This is a genomic window from Hydrogenophaga bisanensis (assembly GCF_042665135.1).
In the GTDB taxonomy this organism is placed as follows: Bacteria; Pseudomonadota; Gammaproteobacteria; order Burkholderiales; family Burkholderiaceae_C; genus Hydrogenophaga; species Hydrogenophaga bisanensis.
On the sequence record NZ_JBHTBX010000005.1, the window covers coordinates 90,428 to 111,347 of the forward strand.

At 66.9% G+C, this 20,920-nt stretch carries 8 protein-coding genes; all 8 read right to left on the reverse strand.

The window, feature by feature from the left end; translation table 11 throughout:
• Position 1: 1 nt before the first annotated feature.
• Positions 2-1,330 carry a cardiolipin synthase ClsB gene (clsB, locus tag ACFQNJ_RS08970; protein WP_382256246.1) on the reverse strand — a complete coding sequence of 443 codons (1,329 nt, stop codon included), beginning with the start codon at positions 1,328-1,330 and terminating at the stop codon, positions 2-4.
• Complete coding sequence (locus ACFQNJ_RS08975) at positions 1,327-2,055, reverse strand: endonuclease/exonuclease/phosphatase family protein (RefSeq protein ID WP_382256249.1); 729 nt, start codon at positions 2,053-2,055, stop codon at positions 1,327-1,329. Before ACFQNJ_RS08975 ends, clsB begins: the two co-directional genes overlap by 4 nt.
• 52 nt (positions 2,056-2,107) lie before the next feature.
• Positions 2,108-4,285 (reverse strand): site-2 protease family protein, encoded by a 2,178-nt coding sequence (locus ACFQNJ_RS08980; RefSeq protein ID WP_382256252.1) that lies wholly within the window; start codon positions 4,283-4,285, stop codon positions 2,108-2,110.
• Entirely contained in the window at positions 4,282-5,607 is a 1,326-nt protein-coding gene (locus tag ACFQNJ_RS08985; RefSeq protein WP_382256255.1) for an efflux RND transporter periplasmic adaptor subunit, read from the reverse strand. The genes ACFQNJ_RS08980 and ACFQNJ_RS08985 overlap by 4 nt, the downstream gene beginning before the upstream one ends.
• A 7-nt stretch (positions 5,608-5,614) precedes the next feature.
• A complete protein-coding gene (locus ACFQNJ_RS08990) occupies positions 5,615-6,442 on the reverse strand; it encodes an efflux RND transporter periplasmic adaptor subunit (protein ID WP_382256258.1) in 828 nt (275 codons plus the stop codon).
• Positions 6,432-8,309: a TolC family protein gene (locus ACFQNJ_RS08995; RefSeq protein WP_382256261.1), complete on the reverse strand. Its 1,878-nt coding sequence runs from the start codon at positions 8,307-8,309 to the stop codon at positions 6,432-6,434. The genes ACFQNJ_RS08990 and ACFQNJ_RS08995 overlap by 11 nt, the downstream gene beginning before the upstream one ends.
• Positions 8,310-8,334: 25 nt before the next feature.
• On the reverse strand, positions 8,335-20,217 hold the full coding sequence (locus ACFQNJ_RS09000) for an Ig-like domain-containing protein (protein ID WP_382256264.1): 11,883 nt from the start codon (positions 20,215-20,217) through the stop codon (positions 8,335-8,337).
• 224 nt (positions 20,218-20,441) lie between these two features.
• A complete protein-coding gene (gene nudB / locus ACFQNJ_RS09005) occupies positions 20,442-20,903 on the reverse strand; it encodes a dihydroneopterin triphosphate diphosphatase (protein ID WP_382256267.1) in 462 nt (153 codons plus the stop codon).
• Positions 20,904-20,920: the final 17 nt, after the last annotated feature.

A 20,920-nucleotide genomic window follows, 5' to 3' on the forward strand; every position in this document is an offset into this window, starting at 1 on the left:
CTCAGTAGCGGTGTCCGGTCACGAACAGCAGCGTGCGCATCACCACGAAGGCGATGCGGTCCAGCACCCGCTGGTGCCAGGGCCTTGACCCGAGTGCGCCCGCGTCCAGCGTCTGTCCTGCGTGCTCCACCAGCGCATCGAGCCGCTGGTGCAGCAGTTGGGCAAAGCGCCGGTCGGTGGTCATGACGTTGGCTTCGCGCGCCAGCAACAGCGACAGCGGGTCCAGGTTGGTGGACCCGACGGTCGCCCAGGCCTGGTCCACCACCGCCACCTTGGCGTGCAGCGCGCTGGGCGCGTACTCCCGGATGTCGATGCCGGCGTCGATCAGCTTCTGGTACACCGGCCGGGCCGCACGGTACTGGAAGAAGTTTTCGTAGCGGCCCTGCATCAGCAGCCGCACCCGCACCCCGCGCGCGGCGGCCATGGTCAACGCACGCCGCAGTCGCCGGCCCGGGATGAAATAGGCGTTGGCGATCACGATGTCCTGGCGTGCCGCACCCAGCGCCTTCAGGTAGGCGCGCTCGATGTCGTGCCGGTGGCTCACGTTGTCGCGCAGCAGCAGCGCCGCGCGGGCGTCGTTGACACCCACCGGCCCCTCGCTGACCAGCACCGACGCTTCGTCTTCCGCATCGGCATTCACCCGCGACCCCATACCGGTGTAGACCTCGATCTTGCGCAGCAGACGCGTGAAGTCGCCGATGGGCCGGGTTTCGCGCAGCGCATCCCAGGCCGCCACGAACTCGCGCTGCCGGGCCTTGCGCACCGCCTGCAGGCGCCACCAGAGCTGCTCCATGGTCTCCACCATGTCGTCCACCAGGGGCCCGGCCACGCGCAACGCGAAATCCAGACGCGGTATCTCCAGCCGGCCCAGCGCCACGTCGTCGCGGTCGTCGATGATGTTGATGCCGCCACAGAAACCCACGGTGCCGTCCACCACGCACAGCTTGCGGTGCAGGCGCCGCCAGCGGCTGGGAATCAGCAGCCCGAGCCGGCCCAGGGGGGCATACACGCGCCAGCGCACGCCTGCGGCCGCGAACCGGCGCTGCCATTCGGGCGGCACCTCGGGCGTGCCCACACCGTCGACCACCAGCCGCACCTGCACGCCGCGGCGCGCGGTGCGCTCCAGCGCCTCGGCCACCGTCAGCGCGGAACCGGCGAAGTGGAAGATGTAGGTTTCCAGGTGCACCACGCTGCGCGCGGCATCCATGGCCTCGACCAGCGCCGGGAACAAGGCGTCGCCCCCCTCCAGCAGCAGGAGCTGGTGCCCGGGACGGGGTGAGGTGGCGCGCCGGCGGTCGGCCAGCGGCCCGGCAGGGACGGGCGTGGTCACAGTTCCAGCTCGGCGATCAGCGGCAGGTGGTCGGACATGCGGGTCCAGGCGCGCCCGTGCGGCACATGGGCGCTCAGGGGCTTGAGCCCGCGCATGTAGATGCGGTCCAGGTGCAGGATCGGCAGGCGCGCGGGGTAGGTGGGCAACCGGACGCCGTCGAAAGTCCGCAGGTCCAGGGCCGCCATCGGCTTGAGCAGCTGGGCACCCCAGTCGTTGAAGTCGCCGGCGACAATCAGCGGCGCGTCGGACGGAACCTCCTGCGCCACATAGCGGCCCAGGCGCTGGACCTGGCGCTCGCGGCTGGCGTGGATCAGGCCGAAATGCACCACCACGACATGCACCTCGCGCCCTTCGACCAGCAGCTGCACGTGCAGCAGGCCGCGCTGCTCGAAGCGGTGGTCGGAGACGTCCGAATGGCGCGTGTCCAGCACCGGCCAGCGCGAGAGCAGCGCATTGCCGTGTTCGCCGTGGCGCGTCACCGCGTTGGTGCGGTAGACCGACTCATAACCTTCGGGCGACAGGTAGTCGGCCTGTTCGAGTTCGGGCCAGCGGGTGAAGTGCTTTTCCAGCTTGCGGTGGTGACGCCGGACCTCCTGCAGACAGACGATGTCGGCGTCGAACTGCTCCACCGCATGTGCAAGGTTGTGGATCTCCAGGCGGCGCGCCGGCCCCAGGCCTTGAACGCCCTTGTGGATGTTGTAGGTCGCGACTCGCAGGATGCTCATGCGGTGAATGATCGCATGGCCGAGCCGTGCGCAGCGGCGCAGCGCGGGGATTTCAGAACCCGCTTTCGCGGATGAAAACCGAGGCGACTTTGCGGAACACGCCGGCCGCGACCGACTCGGCCTCGCCCTCGATGCGCACGCGCACCGTCGCCGCCTGTTGCGTCGGCAGCGGCTCGTCGAGCACGATGCGGATGCGGAACAGGGCGTCGCGCACCACGGGGCCCTGCTGCATCTGGCCGTCCTTGGGCGGCGATGCCACCGTCGCGATCGGCCCGCCATGGGTGGCATCGAGCATGGGATCGGGCAGCACCAGGGTGCGCGACACATCGATGGCCTCGATGCGCCCGTCGGTCCAGGTCCGCGGGTCGGCCATCAGCCCGGCCCTCACCGGCTGGCCGACCTGCAGGCGTCCCAGGTGGGCCTCCTCGATGAAGGCGTCCACCACCCATTGGCGCTGGTCGACCAGCACCGCCAGCGATTCGCGCGGCTTGACCCACACCCCCGGGGCCAGCGCCGGATCGATGTCGCGCAGCTCGCCGGCGAAGGGCGCGCGCAGGGTCAGCCGTTCGCGCTCGTCTTCGCTGAGCTTCTGTTCGGCTTCGTAATAGGCCTTCTGGGAGTTGAGGGACTGCCGCTGCGCCTCGCCGTCCGGCAGACCCAGCAAACCGGCAATCTGGGCCTCGCGCGCCTGGGCCAGCTGGCGCGACTTGTCCTGCGCAATGCCCAGGATGGACGAGTCCAGGACGAACAGCACGTCGCCCGCCTTGAATTCGCGTTGCGTCGGCATCGAGACGATCTGCGCCGGAAACGGGGCATGGATGGATTGCTGTTCCTGCGCGTGGTACCAACCGTAGCCGGTGACCCGGCTGCTGAACGGAATCAGCAGCAGCACCAGTCCCGCCAGCAACACTGCGAGCAGCCAGATCTTGCGGCGGGATGTGATCTCGGCGCGGCGCTTTTTCCAGACTTCAAGTTCCTTCATGACGGGTCTTCCGATGAACCAGGCCAGCTCCAGCACCATCAGCAGGATGCCCAGTACCTTGAAGAAGAAGTAGTACACCAGCAAGGCGATGCCGAGAAACACCACCAGCCGGTACACCCAGGTGACCAGCGCGAATGCGATCAGCGCCCGCCGTTTGGGCTCCGGAAAGACCTCCGGCCAGCGGTCCTGGAAACCCAGCAGGGTGCGGCGCAGCCACACCTTGGCCAGCGCGGTAGACCGTTCGTGCAGGTTGGGCAGGTCCAGCAGGTCGCTGGTGATGAAATAGCCGTCGAAGCGCATGAACGGGCTGGCGTTGATCGCCACCGTCAACACCCAGCTGGTCGTGGCCAGGAAGAACATGCCGTTGCGGAAGGCGCCGTCGGGCGCCAGGGTCCAGGCCAGGGTCGCGATGCCCGCCAGGGCCAGCTCCACGGCGATGCCGGCGCTGGCGATGGCCAGGCGCTGCCTCGAGTTCCTGAGCCGCCAGCTCTCCCCGGTGTCGGTGTAGAGCATCGGCAGCATCACGAGGAAGGCCACCCCCATGTGGGCGACCCGCACACCGTAGCGGGTGGCCGCCAGCGCATGCCCGAGTTCGTGCAGGGTCTTGGCAAACAGCAGGGCCACGCCGTAGCCGAGCAACCCCTTCCAGGTCATGTTGTCGACCAGGGTGTGGGTGAACTGGTCCCATTGGCGCGACACCAGGAAGATGCCCAGCAGGGTGATCGCCATCACCACGAGGCCCACCAGCGGCATGTTCAGGCGCAGCAGGAAGGGCCGGATGGCGGCCAGCCAGGTCTGGGGCCGCACCAGCGGCAACCGGAAGAACAGGTAGTTGTGCAGCAGCGACTCGAAAAACGAGCGCTTCATGCTGTCGGCCCGCGCGAGCGCCTTGGCCACGTCGGCCTTGCCGGTGATGCGCAGCAGCTGGTTGTCGCCCAGGAATTTCGTCAGCGCGCGCACATCGTCCGGCGTGACGTTCAAAGGGGTCTGCTGGTTGACGGTGCGCACCAGCGTGGCCAGATCGTTGTCGGCCCAGTTCACCAGCAGCTCGAAATCGAGCCAGCCGATGCGGAAGAAACGGTTGGTCACCGGGTCCTGGATCATCCAGGCGGGTGTGCCGTCCTCGTTGGGGGCGGCCGGAAACAGGATCAGTTCGTCGCGGATCGGTGGCAGGGGTTGCTTCTTGGGCGGCGGTGCCTTGAGCTGGATGCGGCCCCCCGCGGCCGGAACGGAGGAGCCGGTGCTCACAGCCCGCTCCACTCTCGCAGGTGGGCCAGCGGACGGCGGAACAGGTAATAGCCCAGCAGCACCCAGTCACCGGAAATGCGCGCCGTGCCTCGCAGCCCGATCCGTGGCAGTTCCGTGCCGGGATCGAACTTGGCCCGCAGCTTGTAGGACGCGACATTGTCCGGGCTCAGAGTCGACTGGTAACTGGCCTCGATGAGACTGCCGGACCGCGGGCTGAGGGGCTCGGTGTGCAGGAACAGGCGCACCGGCGCCGCGGGTTCCAGGTTGATGGCATCGGCCACCGCGAGCCAGATCTGGATGCCGCCGTCTTCGGGCTGCGCCAGCTGCATCACGCGTTCGCCGGTCATGACCGGTCGGCCGATCCAGTCGTTGGTGTCCGAGAAGATGGCGATGCCGTCGCGATCCGCGCGCACTTCCACCCGCTGCGCCTGGGTCTCCACCGCGGCCAGCTCGGCCTCCTTTTCGCGCACCCGCCCGAGGGCGACGGCGACGTCGGCCTTGCTCTTGAGGTCGTCGAACGCGCGCTGCTGCGCGATGTGGGCGTCGGCCTGCGCGATTTCCAGGGCCTTGCGCGCCACCGCCAGCCGGTTCAGAAGGGACGAGTCGTCCAGCGAGAACAGCAGATCACCCGCCTTCACCCGGGCGTTGGGCGAGACGGCGAACGAACCGACCACGCCGTCCTGCGGCGCCGCCACGGCGGTGGCGTTGAGGGCCACCACCTCAGCCGGCGCCAACACCGAAAGACGCACCGGAATGAACAGGCTGGCCAGCAGCACGGCGGCCAGGATCCAGCGGTTGCGCTTGTTGGTCATGGACCGCAACCAGCGCCAGCGGTCCGGAGAGGTCTGGCGCATGCTGGCCAGGCAATATCCGTAGGTGGCGTGCAAACGGCCCAGCAGCCCGCAGGCGGCGTCGGTCCACGGCTGCTCCGCGGCGTAGAGCACCATGCCCTTGAATGCACCGGTCCGGTCGCGCAAGGGCACCAGCGCCAGGTGCTCGGGCAGCCACTCGCTCCAGCCCGCGGCATCGTCGGGGGATGCGTCGGCGAAGTCGAGCCGATGGATTGCGCCGTCGCGCGGAAGCCGCTGGGCAAAACGGCTGAGCCAGACGGCGAACGGCGAGTCGTTGGCCACGCTGACCAGGCCCGAAGCGGCCACCAGCCGCAGCCGGTCGCCCTCCAGCTCGAACATCGCCGCCTGACGGTAGGGTGTGAGCGCGTGGGTTTCGTTGACGATGGTGAACCGCAGCGCGGCCACCGTCGCCGCTTCCAGCGCGCGGGCTTCGATCTGCAGCAGAACGCCCAGATCCGTTGCGTCGCTCATGACCGACTCACCGCATGCCGGTGAACGAGGCGACTCCACTCATGCCAGGCAGCAAGTCCGGGTGGGACTTGGTCATGGTCGCTTCCAGCTCGATGGTCTGGCTCACCGGGTCGACGCGGCCGTTGATGCGGTGCACCCGTGCCTGGTAGGTCTTGCCGGTCTCGTCGATGGTGACATCGAACAGCTGACCCATCTTCAGGTTCGAGATCCAGCTGGACGGCACGTTGAGCTTCATCAGCAACAGGCCGCTGCGCACCAGATCCAGCAGCGGCTGGCCGGCCGACACCGTCATGAAGCTGCGCACATGCAGCTTGGCGGTGCGTCCGTCCCAGGGCGCACGGATGCTGCACTGGGAAATCTGGAACTGGTAGAGCTCGACCTGGGCCTTGGCCTTGGCCACGGCGCTGGCGGCGAGCGCCACCTCGACATCGCTGGCCTGTTCCAGGCCCTGCATGCGCAGCTTGGCTTCGTACTGGTCGGTGGCCGCGGCCTGGTCGGCCTTGGCCATGGCCAGGCGGGCCTGGGGCTCGTCGCAGTCCATGGAGACCAGCACCGCGCCCTGCCGGAACGGAACGCCCAGCCCGACGTGGAGCTTGGCAATGCGGCCAGGCACCGGGCTGGCGAGCACCGTCTCGCCCGCGGGCAGCACCAGCACCCGCACCGAAGAGGCGGCAGCCGGTTCGGCCGCGGGTTTGGGGGCCGGGGCCGGAGCGGCCGCCGGGGCCTTGGGAGCAGCCGCTGGCGACTGGGCCGACGCCACGCTGGACAGCGAGCCCAGCAGGAGGGCTGCGCCCACGGCGCGCCAGGGGTTCAGAGCAAAGAGATCAGTCAACATTCAGCCAGGATTTGATATCGCCAAGATTGGCATTGAGCGCCGCCATCAGGCTCGACTCGTACACCGATGCACGCGCGTTGGCCGGGATGGTAGTGGCAAAACGGGCTTGCTGGGGCTTACCCGACTCGTCGGTCAGCTTGAGCGTCCAGGAGGCCTTCTCCACACCATTGCTTTCGGCAGAGGCGAACTCCAGCTTGAGCGGAACGCCGTCCTTGGCATCGGTGGCGATCTGGTGGCGTCCGAGCAGCTCGGTCACCAAGGCCTTCATGCGCACCTGCTGGACCGGATCCTGGATGCCGGCCAGGTTCACGTTCACCGCGGCCGCGCGGCCGAACAGGTTGGACGACAGCGAGAAGGCATCCTTCTCGGTGGCCTGCAGATGACCCTTGACGCGCTCGGTCAGCTGGGCCAGGTCGTTGCCTTCGAAGTCGTCGGCGATCGGGTCAAAGCCCAGCGTGTTGTAGAGACGGCCGAAAGCGATGTGTGCATTCGCGTAGGCATTGGCACGCTGGTAGGCGCCCAGCACGGCACGGGCCTGGGTGCGGATGGCTTCCAGCTCGCTTTCCAGCTTGGCCGTCACCGAGGCCTTGGTGAAGGCGGCCAGACGGGTGTCGACTTGCGAGGCCTGATCGGCCAGCTTGAAGTCCTCGAGTGCCATGCGATAGCGCTCGGCACTGACGCGGGTCTGCGTCAGGATGGCCATGGACAGCGCCATGCGACGGGCTTCGTCGGTGGCCTCCTGGTATTTCTGGGCATCCTTGAGCGCGGGCAAGGCGACCAGGCGCATCAGGTTCCACGCCAGGCTGACACCACCTTCGGACCAGCTGTTGTTATAGGTGAAGACGTTGGAGTCGTGACGGCGGCCGTAATTGAAGGTGATGCCGGGCAGCATGCCCAGAATCTGCTTGCGGGCCTCGTCGGCCGTGATGCGCTTGCGGAAGTCCTCTTCGCGCAACTCCGGACGCTGCAGCAGGGCCATTTCTTCCAGCTTGGCCACATCGCGGGGCGCGGCGGGCAACGCGGTCTCGTTCGCCTCGGCCACCTTGAAGTCCACGCCCGGGGGCACGTTTATGAGTGCCGCCAGCTCGCGCTTGGCGAAGTCCAGATCCTGGCGGCGCTGGTTCAGCAGCGTGGTGGCGTCCAGCAGGGCACGCTGATAGGCCAGCGCCAGACCCGGCGGAATGATCTTCTGGGTCTCGGCTTCACGCGAGCGGTTGAGCGCCAGGGAGGCGCGCTGCAGCACGTCGTCGGCCTGCGCATTCAGGCGCTGGGCACCCAGGGCGCGCCAGTAGGCGGCGCGCACATCCTGCAGCAGGTTCTGCACCACCTTGCGGCGCCGCTCTTCGGCGATCAGGAACTGGTCGCCCTGCTGGCGCGCGCGGTAGTACGACACGCCGAAATCCAGCACGTTCCACGAGAACTCGATGCCGCGCAGCGAGCGGCTGCGCTCGTCGGACGTGGTCGGGCGGTCCGAGAGTTCGCCATCGAGGATGCCCACGCTCACACCGCCCGAGTCGTTGCTGCGGCGGGTGTACCCGGCCGACGCCACCATCTGCGGCAGCATGTCGTAGCTGGCGTAGTCGGTCAGGCCCTGGGCCAGGGCCGACTCCATTTTCTTGAGCCGGTAGTCCAGGTTGTACTTGAGCGCACGGGCCACCGCCTCTTCCATGGTGATGGGCGCGGCGATCGGAGCCTGGTCGACATACATCCGGGCCGTGTCCGACTTGACGCGTTCGCGCACCTCGTCTGCGGTGATCGCCTTGGGCGTCACCGAACACCCGGCCGCCACCGCCGTCACCGCCAGAGCCACCAGGGTACGGGGAAGACGCTGGACCGCACCGGAAAAGGTCATTTGTTGCTTGTTCATGGGATGTCCTCTAAAGATATGTTGTTCAGCTGGAGACGGTGGAACGGGTGATCGGACGGGCACTGACCGCCCGGTCCTTGGCAAACTGCTGGAGCTGGTTGCGCAAGCCTGCCGCGGCGCGGGGCTTCTCCACCACCTTCTCCTGAACCGGCGCCACCTTCACAGGCTCCTGCGGCACAGCCTCCACCGGCGCGGCCTTGGCCACCGCCTCCTGGCGGGGCTCAGGCGTTTCCAGCTCGGCCAGCTTGACCGGACCTTCCGGCTGCGGCGCGCCCAGGGCGAACGGATCGAACAGCGTCGAAACACCAGGCGTTGCCGAGTTGTTGGCATCCAGCGAGGTCGAGCGCAGCATCGATTCGAGCTGCGAGGAACGCACGGCGTGCTGTACCCAAAGGCTCGGATCGGTCGAGATCGGCTGGTGACGCACGGCGTGCTGCACGTAAAGCGCCGGACGCACGGTCTGGACCTCACCGTAGCCGAGCTCCCGGATCAGCCCGATGTGTTCACCGCGCGAGTTCTGCTCGAACAGCAGGCTGTCGGGCAACTGCGCCATGGCCTCACCCAGCAGCGGAGCGCTGGCCTGCAGCGTGCCCAGCGGCGACGATGCAAGACCTCGTTCACCGCTGGCGTCGGCCACCGCATACAGCACATGCAGCGCACCGGGGGACGGCGGCAACACGCTGGGCACGCGGGGCGTTTCGCTCTCGGGTTCACGCCAGTCCGGATTGCTCGGCTCTTCCGGACGAGGCGGTGGCGGCGGCGGCGGCGGCGGAGGCGGTGGGGGCGGTGGGGGCGGCGGCGGTGGCGAAGGCTCGCTCGAAATCGCAGCAAACGACAGCACGGCGGACGACGTCGCGCTTCCATCGCTGACGGTGTAGGTCGCGCTGGGAATCGGCCCCGTGTAGCCCGGCACCGGCGTGAACGAGAACGAACCATCCTGGTTGATGACCAGGGTGCCCACACCCGGAATGGTGGCGGTGTCGCCCGGCCCGAAGGTACCCGGCACACCCGTGACCGTGAAGCCGGTGACGGTCAGCGGATCACCGTTCGGGTCGGTGTCGTTGGTCAGCACATTGCCCGTGACCGGGGTGTTGACCGCGGTCGGCAATGGCCCGTCGTTGTTGGCCACCGGCGCGGCATTGGGCACATCACCGAAGCTCAGGACGGCGCTGTCGGTCGCACCCTGACCATCGCTGATGGTGTAGGTGGCGGCCGGCACCGGACCCTCGTAGCCGTTGGACGGCGTGAAGGTGTACGCACCGTTGGCACCGATCACCAGCGTACCGATCGGATTGCCCGTGTCGTCGGTGATGGTCGCGGTCTGACCTGCGGTGAAGTTCTCGGGAACGCCGTCGCCGTTGGTGTCCACGGCAAAGCCCGTGACCGTCAGCGGATCGCCGTCGACGTCGCTGTCGACACCGGAGCCGTTGTTGTCCGTCAGCACATTGCCCGACACGGGGGTGTTGGGTGCGGTCGGGATCGGACCGTTGTCGGTCGCCACCGGCGCATCGTTCACCGGAGTCACCGTGAGGCGAATCGTGGCGGTGGCGGTGGCGCCGTCGGGGTCGGCCACGGTGTAGACCACCGGGATCGGCGTCGTCGTGTTGAAGTCCGGCTCCGGCGTGAACGTCAGCGTCCCGTCCGGGTTGAGCACCAGCTCGCCAATGGGATCCCCACTGACCGGGTCGTTGATCACCACCGGCGTGCCCGGGGTCACGTTCACACCGTTGATCTGCGTGATCTGCAGCGGCTGGCCTTCCGGATCGCTGTCGTTGGTCAGCGGGTTGAACGTCACCGGCTGGTCTTCCTGACCGCGCACGTTGTCGTTCTGCGCCACCGGCGGATCGTTGGACGCATCCACCACCAGGCTCAGCGTGGCACTGTCGGTGCCGCCGTTGCCGTCGTCGATCGTGTAGACCACCGGCGGCACCGCTCCTTCGAAGCCCGGCACCGGGTCGAACGTGTAGCTGCCATCCGGGTTGATCGTCAGCTCGCCCACGTTGGGAATCGTCAGCGGAACACCCGGTGTGCCCGTCAGTCCACCGGCCGTAAAGCCCGAGACGGTCAGCGCATCGCCGTCCGGATCGCTGTCGACACCGCCGGCCGCAGGGCCGTTGCCGTCGTCCGTCAGCAGGTTGCCGCTGACGTTGGTGTCCGGCGTCGTGATGGCGCTGTTGTCTTCGGCCACCGGCGCATCGTTGAGGCCCGTGACGTTGATCGTCAGCGTCGCCGTGGCGGTCTGGCCGCTGGGGTCGGTGATGGTGTAGGTGAACACGTCCTGCACCGTCGTACCCACCGGCAGCGCCTGCGCCGCCGCAGTGGGCGTGTAGCTGTAGCTGCCGTCCACGTTGAGCACCAGCGTGCCGTAGTCGCCCAGCACCGGCGCACCCACGCCGCCCGCTGCGCCATCGACCGCGCTGACCGACAGGCTGTCGCCGTTGGGGTCGCTGTCCACACCGCCCGGTGCAGCACCACTCTGGATCACGCCGTTGGCGGCCGAGACCGTCAGCGGGGTGTCTTCGTTGGTCGCGTTCGTGTCGTTCTGCGCCACCGGCGCCAGGTTGGCCTGTCCGACGTTGACGGTCACCGTCGCACTGTCGGTGGCGCCGCTGGGGTCGCTCACCGTGTAGTCGAAGTTGGCCGGGCCCGTGAATCCAGGCGCCGGCGTGAACACCAGCTGTCCGCCCACCAGGGCCACCGTGCCGTTGGGCACCGTGACGGGGGCGCCACCTTCGGTGATCGGCTGGCCGTTGACGGCGCTCACCGTCAGCGGGTCTCCGTCCGGATCTCCGTCGTTGCCCAGCACGTCGATCGTCGTCGGCGTGTCCGCCGGCGTGACCGTCGAATCGTCGCCGGCCGTCGGCGGGTCGTTGACCGGGGTCACTTCCACCGTCACCGGCGCATTGAGCTCGTTGCCCAGGCGGTCTTCCACGGTGTACTCGAAGCTCACCGGTCCGTTGTAGCCCGGCTCGGGCGTGAACACCAGCACGTCGTCCGTCGGGTCGCTGTTGCCTCCGTCGTTGAGGCTGACCACGCCGATCGGCAGGCCCGTCACCGGGTCCGTCAGCGTCACCGGCGTGCCCGCAGAGATCGGCGTGCCGTTGATCTCGGTGATCGTCAGCGGCCCTTCGCTGCCCGGGTCGTCGTTGCCCAGCACATCGATCGTCACCGGCGTGTCTTCCGGCGTGGTCGCCGCATCGCCCACCACCGACGGCGTCTCGCTCAGCGGCGTCACCGTGATGTTCAGCGTGGCCGTGTCCGTCCCACCGTTTCCATCGCTCACCGTGTAGACCACTTCGGGGATGTCGCCCACAAAGTCCGGCTCCGGATCGAAGCTGTAGCTGCCGTCGCTGCTCAGCGTGAGTTGCCCCACACCCGCAATCGTCACCGGCGTGCCCACCGTGCCGGGCACACCACCCACGGTGAACGCACTGACCGTCAGCACATCACCATCGACGTCGCTGTCCACACCGTCGCCCGTGTTCTCCGTGATCACGTTGCCGCTCACGGTCACATCCTGCACCGTCGTGTCCACGTTGTCGGTGGCCACCGGCAGATCGTTCACCGCTGCCAGCGTCAGCGTCAGCGTCGAGGTGTCCGTGCCACCGTTGCCGTCCGAGACGGTGTAGGTCGCCACCGGGATCGCGCCCGCGTAGTTGGGCGCCGGCACGAAGCTGTAGCTGCCGTCGGCATTGATCGTCAGCGCCCCCACCCCGGCAATCGTCGCCGTCTGGCCCGCCGTCAGCGTGTTGCCTCCGACCGTGAACTGCGTGATGCTCAGTGCATCACCGTCCACGTCGCTGGCGTTGTTCAGCAGGTCACCAGCGGCGCCGTCGGCCACCGTCAGCGTCGTGTCTTCCGTGACCGTGTTGGTCTCGTCGCCGTCCACCGGCCGATCGTTGACCGGCGCGATGTTCATCGTCACCGTCGCCGTGTCCGTACCCCCACGACCGTCGTCGATCGTGTACTGGAACGTCACCCCGTTGCCGTTGAAGTTCGGGTTGGGCGTGAAGGTCAGCGTGCCGTCCGGGTTCAGGCTCAGCACCCCCTCGGGCAGCGTCACCGGCGTCGTCGTCGTGATCGGCGCGCCGTTGATCTCGGTGATCGACAACGGATCACCGTCCGGATCCGTGTCGTTGGACCTCGGATCGAAGCTCACCGGGCTGTCCTCGCTGCCCGCCACCACGTTGTCCTGCGCCACCGGCGGGTCGTTCACATCGTCCACCACCACGCGCACGTTGGCCGTGTCCGAGGCCGTGCCGTCGCTGATCGTGTACGTGAAGTCCACCACCCCGTTGAATCCGGGGGCGGGTGTGAAAGTGACCGTGCCGTCGGGATTGAGCGTGGCCGTGCCGTTGGCCACCGGCACCGTGTCGCCCGGCGTCACCGCCTGGCCATCGATCTGCGTCACGGTCAGCGTCTCGCCGTCGACATCCGTGTCGTTGCCCAGCACCGGGATCGTCACCGGTGTGTCTTCCGGCGTCGTGCGGTTGTCGTCCACCGCCACCGGCGCGTCGTTCAGCCCGTTGACCGTGATCGTCAGCGTCGTCGTGGCCGTCAGACCGCCCGGGTCGGTCACCGTGTAGGTGAACACGTCGCTCTGGCTCTCGCCATCGTCCAGGCCCTGTGCCGCTGCGTTGGGCACATAGGTGTAGCTGCCGTTGGCGTTGAGCGTGAGGTTGCCCCAGGTGCCTGCCAGCACCGAGCCCACCGTCCCGGCCGTGCCGCCGAAGGAGACCGCGCTGACCGAGAGCGTGTCGCCGTCGATGTCCGTGTCCGTGCCGACCGCGCCCAGGATCACCCCGTTGGCCGCGCTCACGTTCAGGGACACGTCTTCCGTCGTGCTGTTGGTGTCCGGGTTCGCTTCGGGTGCGTCGTTGACACCACCCACATTGACCGTCACCGTCGCCAGATCGGTGCCGCCGTTGCCGTCGCTGATGACGTAGGTGAAGGTGTCGGTTCCCGTGAAGTCCAGGTCCGGCGTATACACCAGGTTGCCACTGCCATCGAGCACCACCGAACCATTGGCCGGATCGCTGAAGCTGATGACCGTCAGCGGGTCGTTGTCCACGTCGCTGTCGTTGGAGCGCACCAGGATCGTCACCGGCGTGTCTTCCGGCGTCGTCGTGTTGTCGTCCACCGCCACCGGCGCGTCGTTGACCGGCGTGACCGTCACATTCACATCTGCCGTCACCGGCGTGGTGCCGTCCGTGGCGGTGTAGGTGAAGGTCACCGGGCCGTTGTAATCGGGCGCCGGTGTGAAGGTGATCGTGCCATCGGGGTTGAGCGTGGCCGTGCCGTTGGCCACCGGCACCGGCACGCCCACCGTCGCCGCCTGGCCATCGATCTGCGTCACGGTCAGCGTGTCGCCGTCGGCATCGCTGTCGTTGTCCAGCACGTCGATGATCACCGGCGTGTCTTCCGGCGTGGTGGCCGCGTCGTCCGAGATCGAGGGCGTGTCGTCCAGCGGCGTCACCGTGATGTCCAGCGTGCTGCTGTTGCCCGTGTTCGTGGTGTAGGTCACCTGCGGCACCGTGCCGTTCCAGTCGGTCTCGGGCGTGAAGGTGTAGTCGCCGTTGCTGCCCAGCGTGAACGTGCCCACCCCGGCAATCGTCGCCGTCTGGCCCGGGGTGTAGTTGGTCGGATCGCCCGCCACCGTGAAGCCGCTGACGCTCAGCACATCGTCCACGTCGACGTCGTTGGCCAGCACATTGCCTGTGGCCGGAATGTCTTCCGGCGTGGTGTCCGTATCCGGCGTGAGCACGCTCGGGTCGTTGACCGCCGTGATGTTCAGCGTCAGCGTCGAGGTGTCCGTGCCTCCGTTGCCGTCGCTCACCGTGTAGGTCGCCACCGGGATCGCGCCCGCGTAGTTGGGCGCCGGCACGAACGTGTAGCTGCCGTCGGCATTGATCGTCAGCGCACCCACCCCAGCGATCGTCGCCGTCTGGCCCGCCGTCAGCGTGTTGCCGTCGACCGTGAACTGCGTGATGCTCAGTGCATCACCGTCCACGTCGCTGGCGTTGTTCAGCAGGTCACCGGCGGCCCCGTCGGCCACCGTCAGCGTCGTGTCCTCTGTGACCGTGTTGGTCTCGTTGCCGTCCACCGGCCGATCGTTGACCGGCGCGATGTTCATCGTCACCGTCGCCGTGTCCGTACCCCCACGACCGTCGTCGATCGTGTACTGGAACGTCACCCCGTTGCCGTTGAAGTTCGGGTTGGGCGTGAAGGTCAGCGTGCCGTCAGGGTTCAGGCTCAGCACCCCCTCGGGCAGCGTCACCGGCGTCGTCGTCGTGATCGGCGCGCCGTTGATCTCGGTGATCGACAGCGGATCACCGTCCGGATCCGTGTCGTTGGACCTCGGATCGAAGCTCACCGGGCTGTCCTCGCTGCCCGCCACCACGTTGTCCTGCGCCACCGGCGGGTCGTTCACATCGTCCACCACCACGCGCACGTTGGCCGTGTCCGAGGCCGTGCCGTCGCTGATCGTGTACGTGAAGTCCACCACCCCGTTGAATCCGGGGGCGGGTGTGAAAGTGACCGTGCCATCGGGGTTGAGCGTAGCCGTGCCGTTGGCCACCGGCACCGTGTCGCCCGGCGTCACCGCCTGGCCATCGATCTGCGTCACGGTCAGCGTCTCGCCGTCGACATCCGTGTCGTTGCCCAGCACCGGGATCGTCACCGGTGTGTCTTCCGGCGTCGTGCGGTTGTCGTCCACCGCCACCGGCGCGTCGTTCAGGCCGTTGACCGTGATCGTCAGCGTCGTCGTGGCCGTCAGACCGCCCGGGTCGGTCACCGTGTAGGTGAACACGTCGCTCTGGCTCTCGCCATCGTCCAAGCCCTGTGCCGCTGCGTTGGGCACGTAGGTGTAGCTGCCGTTGGCGTTGAGCGTGAGGTTGCCCCAGGTGCCTGCCAGCACCGAGCCCACCGTCCCGGCCGTGCCGCCGAAGGAGACCGCGCTGACCGAGAGCGTGTCGCCGTCGATGTCCGTGTCCGTGCCGACCGCGCCCAGGATCACCCCGTTGGCCGCGCTCACGTTCAGGGACACGTCTTCCGTCGTGCTGTTGGTGTCCGGGTTCGCTTCGGGTGCGTCGTTGACACCACCCACATTGACCGTCACCGTCGCCAGATCGGTGCCGCCGTTGCCGTCGCTGATGACGTAGGTGAAGGTGTCGGTGCCCGTGAAGTCCAGGTCCGGCGTGTACACCAGGTTGCCGTTGACATCGAGCGTCACCGTGCCGTTGGCCGGGTCGCTGAAGCTGGTGACCGTCAGCGGGTCGTTGTCCACGTCGCTGTCGTTGGAGCGCACCAGGATCGTCACCGGTGTGTCTTCCGGCGTTGTCGTGTTGTCGTCCACCGCCACGGGCGCATCGTTGACCGGCGTGACCGTCACGTTCACGTCTGCCGTCACCGGCGTGGTGCCGTCCGTGGCGGTGTAGGTGAAGGTCACCGGACCGTTGTAGTCGGGCGCCGGTGTGAAGGTGATCGTGCCGTCGGGGTTGAGCGTGGCCGTGCCGTTGGCCACTGGCACCGTGACGCCCGGCGTCACCGTCTGGCCATCGATCTGGGTGACGGTCAGTGTGTCGCCATCGGCATCGCTGTCGTTGTCCAGCACGTCGATGACCACCGGCTGGTCTTCCGGCGTCGTCGCCGCATCGTCCGAGATCGAGGGCGTGTCGTCCAGCGGCGTGACCGTGATGTCCAGTGTGCTGCTGTTGCCCGTGTTCGTGGTGTAGGTCACCTGCGGCACGGTACCGTTCCAGTCGGTCTCGGGCGTGAAGGTGTAGTCGCCGTTGCTGCCCAGCGTGAACGTGCCCACCCCGGCGATCGTCGCCGTCTGGCCCGGCGTGTAGCTGGTCGGATCGCCCGCCACCGTGAAGCCGCTGACGCTCAGCACGTTGTCCACGTCGACGTCGTTGGCCAGCACATTGCCTGTGGCCGGAATGTCTTCCGGCGTGGTGTCCGTATCCGGCGTGAGCACGCTCGGGTCGTTGACCGCCGCGATGTTCAGCGTCAGCGTCGAGGTGTCCGTGCCTCCGTTGCCGTCGCTCACCGTGTAGGTCGCCACCGGGATCGCGCCCGCGTAGTTGGGCTCCGGCACGAAGGTGTAGCTGCCGTTGGCGTTGATCGTCAGCGCACCCACCCCGGCGATCGTCGCCGTCTGGCCCGCCGTCAGCGTGTTGCCCGCCACCGTGAACTGCGTGATGCTCAGCGCATCACCGTCCACGTCGCTGGCGTTGTTCAGCAGGTCTCCGGCGGCACCATCGGCCACCGTCAGCGTCGTGTCCTCCGTGACGGTGTTGGTTTCGTTGCCGTCCACCGGTGCGTCGTTGACCGCCGCCATGTTCAGGGTGAGCGTCGAGGTGTCCGTGCCACCGTTGCCGTCCGAGACGGTGTAGGTCGCCACCGGGATCGCACCCGTGTAGTTCGGCTCCGGCACGAAGGTGTACGAGCCGTTGGCGTTGATCGTCAGCGCACCCACACCGGCAATCGTCGCCGTCTGGCCCGCCGTGAAGGTCGTCGCATTGCCCGCCACCGTGAACTGGGTGATCACCGGGGTGCCACCGTCCACATCCGTCGTGTTGTTCAGAAGGTCACCGGCGGAACCATCGGCCACCGTCAAGGTGGTGTCCTCCGTCACCGTGTTGGTCTCGTTGCCATCCACCGGAGGGTCGTTGACCGCCGTGATGTTCAGCGTCAGCGTCGAGGTGTCCGTGCCCCCGTTGCCGTCCGAGACCGTGTAGGTCGCCACGGGAATCGCACCCGTGTAGTTGGCCACCGGGGTGAAGCTGTACGAGCCGTTGGCGTTGATCGTCAGCGCACCCACACCGGCAATCGTCGCCGTCTGGCCCGCCGTGAAGGTCGTCGGGTTGCCCGCCACCGTGAACTGCGTGATGCTCAACGGGTTGCCATCGACGTCCGTGGCGTTGGCCAGCAGGTCCTGCGGCGAACCGTCGGCCACTGTCAGCGTCGTGTCTTCCGTGACGGTGTTGGTTTCGTTGCCATCCACCGGCGCGTCGTTGACCGCCGTGATGTTCAGCGTCAGCGTCGAGGTGTCCGTACCCCCGTTGCCGTCGCTCACCGTGTAGGTCGCCACCGGGATCGGACCGGTGTAGTTCGGCGCGGGCACGAAGCTGTACGAGCCGTTGGCGTTGATCGTCAGCGCACCCACCCCGGCAATCGTCGCCGTCTGGCCCGCCGTGAAGTTCGTCGCATTGCCCGCCACCGTGAACTGCGTGATCACCGGCGTGCCACCGTCCACATCCGTCGTGTTGTTCAGAAGGTCACCGGCGGAACCATCGGCCACCGTCAAGGTGGTGTCCTCCGTCACCGTGTTGGTCTCGTTGCCATCCACCGGAGGGTCGTTGACCGGATTGACCGTGATGTTGACGGTGTCGGTGTCTTGCAGCCCCGCGACGTCGGTCGAGCGGACCGTGAGCACCGCCGGGCCGAAGTAGTTTGCCGTCGGCTGATAGGAAATAGACGCCAGGGCAGCGTTGATCTGTGCCGCTGTTCCGGACAAAGTGAGGGTGCTGCTGCCATTGGCGCCGGCCGAGATGGTCGCGCCACCAGCCAAACTCACGTTGAGCACACCGTTGGTCACCGTCAGTTGCGTGGTCGACAGGTTTCCATCCGGATCACTGGTGGAGACGCCCGTGATGTTGAGCGTGCCATCCTCAGGCATGGTTTGCGCACCAGGCACCACGTTGAGAGGTGGTCGGTTGTTCAGTCCGAAGTCGATGTTCAGGTTGGTTGACCCGATCTGGGTCACATCTGCGTTCGCATTGGTGTTGCCGCCCGCGGTGGTGTAGGTGCGACCGGCCCCAAGAACACCACCCGTGTCCGTGACTTGCACGATGTAGTTGCCGGGCAGCACCCCAGTGAACAGGTAGTTGCCGTTGGCGTCGGTCGTGTCGATGGCGAGCACACGCTCCCCGGCATCCACCACCCCGTTGTTGTTGACGTCGTCCACCAATCGCACGGTCACACCCGCGATGCCGGAATCGACGCCGTCAAAGGTCCCGTTGTTGTTGGCGTCGGTGAAGATGCGGTCACCGATGTTGGCAGTTGGCGGGGTCCACGACGCCGCATCGTTCAAATCGCCCAGCGCCGTGGTGCCATCGGTGGTGATGTTGATGGCCGTGCCGATCGTGGCACCGGTCGTCGGGTCAATCTGCTGGATCTGACTATCCAGTCGGTAGTTGTTGCCAGCCTGGCTTTCTGCCATCTGGGTTATCCCTCCGCCGTGGGTCAGTGCCGCCGTTGCGGTCACCGCTGTTCCCGCGGCGTTGAGCGTATAGCTGGTGAGCGAGTAGGCCTGCATGCTCAGCAGCGAGTTGGTCGAGGCGCTGTAGCCAATGTCTCCCCAGCCAATGGAATCGCCAGTGATGTTGGGCACCAGCAATGTGACCGAACCGGCGGCCGTATTGAGCGAACGGCCATCGGCGGACAGGACAATGCGATAGATGGAATCGTCATAGTCCGCTCCAGCCCCATCGCCGCCGAAATTGTCCTCAATGCCCATGTAGAGGGCGCCATTGGCATACACAGCGCCGCCACTGCCCACACCGCGAGCGCCAACGGCGATGTTGCCCGCCGTACCGTTGCTGGTCAGATCGGCGTCCACCAGGATGTGGACGTTGTTGATGAAGTCGTAGGCGAACAGCGCCCGGTTGGTGTTGAGTCTGTCGTTGGCAACGTAGTAGATCAGGCCGGCCGCCTGGTTGACCGCCAGGGAGTTCTGCAGGGTGCCCGTGGACACGCCACCCACCGTTGCAGGAATCGTGGTGAGCAGGGTCGCCTTGCCGGTCGTGAGATCGATGCTGTAAATCTCTTTGCCGACCGTACCGATCACGGCGCCAGCCCCCACGTTGGCGGGGGTGGTGAGCACGCCGGCCCATTCGGAGGCCGTGATCACGGTGGTTTCGATGCTGTCGCCCACCCGGGTTTCCAGCACCCAGTCGCCACCCAGCAGGTCGGTACCCGTGTTGTCGTCGGAAGCCAGGACGTCGGCACCGGTTGCGTCGGCCAAGGCCGCGACGAATGACTCGCCCTCGGGCGTGGACGACACCTCGCAGCCGTACAGCAGCAGGTCGGCCTCTTCGGACAGCGCTGCACGGATCACCGCAAGCTCATCGGCGTGCTCGCCCGCCAGTGTCGAGGCGTTCAGCACCGAATTGCCCAGCTGCAGCTGCCCTGGCGTGCCGTGGCTGATGATGTGGATGGCGTCAATACCTGTGCGGCCGTTGAGGATCTCGGCCATCTGCTCCATGCCGTCCCGGTTGGCATCCAGTACGTGCACCTCACCCGGATGCCACTGCAGGTGGTTGCCGAGCTCGGCCGCCACGGAGTCGATGAAGATGACCTCCACACGCTCATCGGAATCGGTTTCGAGCGCCACGGCATCCTGCTCGCTCGGATCGTCCGCTTCCGCAGCGGTCTCAGTCGGTGCCTCCGCATCGGCTTCCATGTCGGTCTCAGCGCCTTCGGCAGCCTGATCGTCGCCAGGTGCCGCCGACTCCACCGCTTCCACCGGCTGCTCAGCGGTCGTCTCCGGTTCTTCCGAATCCGAGTCCGCCGGACTGGTGTCTTTCGCATCCTCATTCACCGCAGGGGCGGTTGCAACGGCGACCGGCTCGGGAGCAGCCGCCGGATCTTCAGCCTCAACCTCGTCGACCACAGCCGCGTCGGCGGGCGCCTTGTCGGTGGAAGTCTCGACGACGGTCGCCGGCAAGGCGGCGTCGAACACGATGCGCTGCTCCAGCGCAATCTGGCTCGAATGCGCCCGCTCCGGGGAACGTCGCGCCTTGCGGCCCGACGACACCTTGCACCCACCGGCCGTCGCCGCTTCGGACGCTGCCACATAGGTACCCAGGGTTTCGTTCCAGATTGACTTGTATGACTTGTTCATGCTGGTGAAGGATTTTTGTAACAAGATGCTACAGAGCACCCATATTGTTACTGACAATGTATCGGTCTAATCTACCAAAAAATGAGCTTACTTTTGTAGACGTTGAAGGCGCACAAGGGGCACTTGCATCACCTTTTCGTGACTTCTTACACGACTACGTGACAAGGTCTTTCACCAATTCGTGGGGATCGGCGGCCGTTGGAAACGCCGCACGTCCCGATCTGTCAGGACGAATCTGCCAACCTCGACAGCCACAGGATGGCCTCCGCATTTGAGAACGAAAAGCAAAGGTCTGCCGCCTCCAGGCGCGGCAACCACATCTGATTGCGGTGCTCTCGGGGATTGAGCGTGACCGTGGTCGGGGCCGGCACACACAACCCAAACACCCGCTCTGTGTTCTGCCAAACGCCAGGGGCGTAACGGTGTCGCCACTCGGGATAGATCTCGTACGTGTTCTGAAGGCCCCAGTCGCTCAGTTGATGGCCTGGCGCTGTCACATCCAGTCCGGTTTCTTCCATCACCTCCCGCGCCGCCGCCACCTCGAAGGGTTCGTCCTTGGCATCCAGCGACCCGGTCACCGACTGCCAGAACCCCGGCGCAGTGGCGCGCTCGATCAGCAAGACCTCCAAAGCCGGTGTGTGGACGACCACCAGCACCGACAGGGGAATCTTGAATGAGGCGGTCATGCGGACGGTGAAGAACA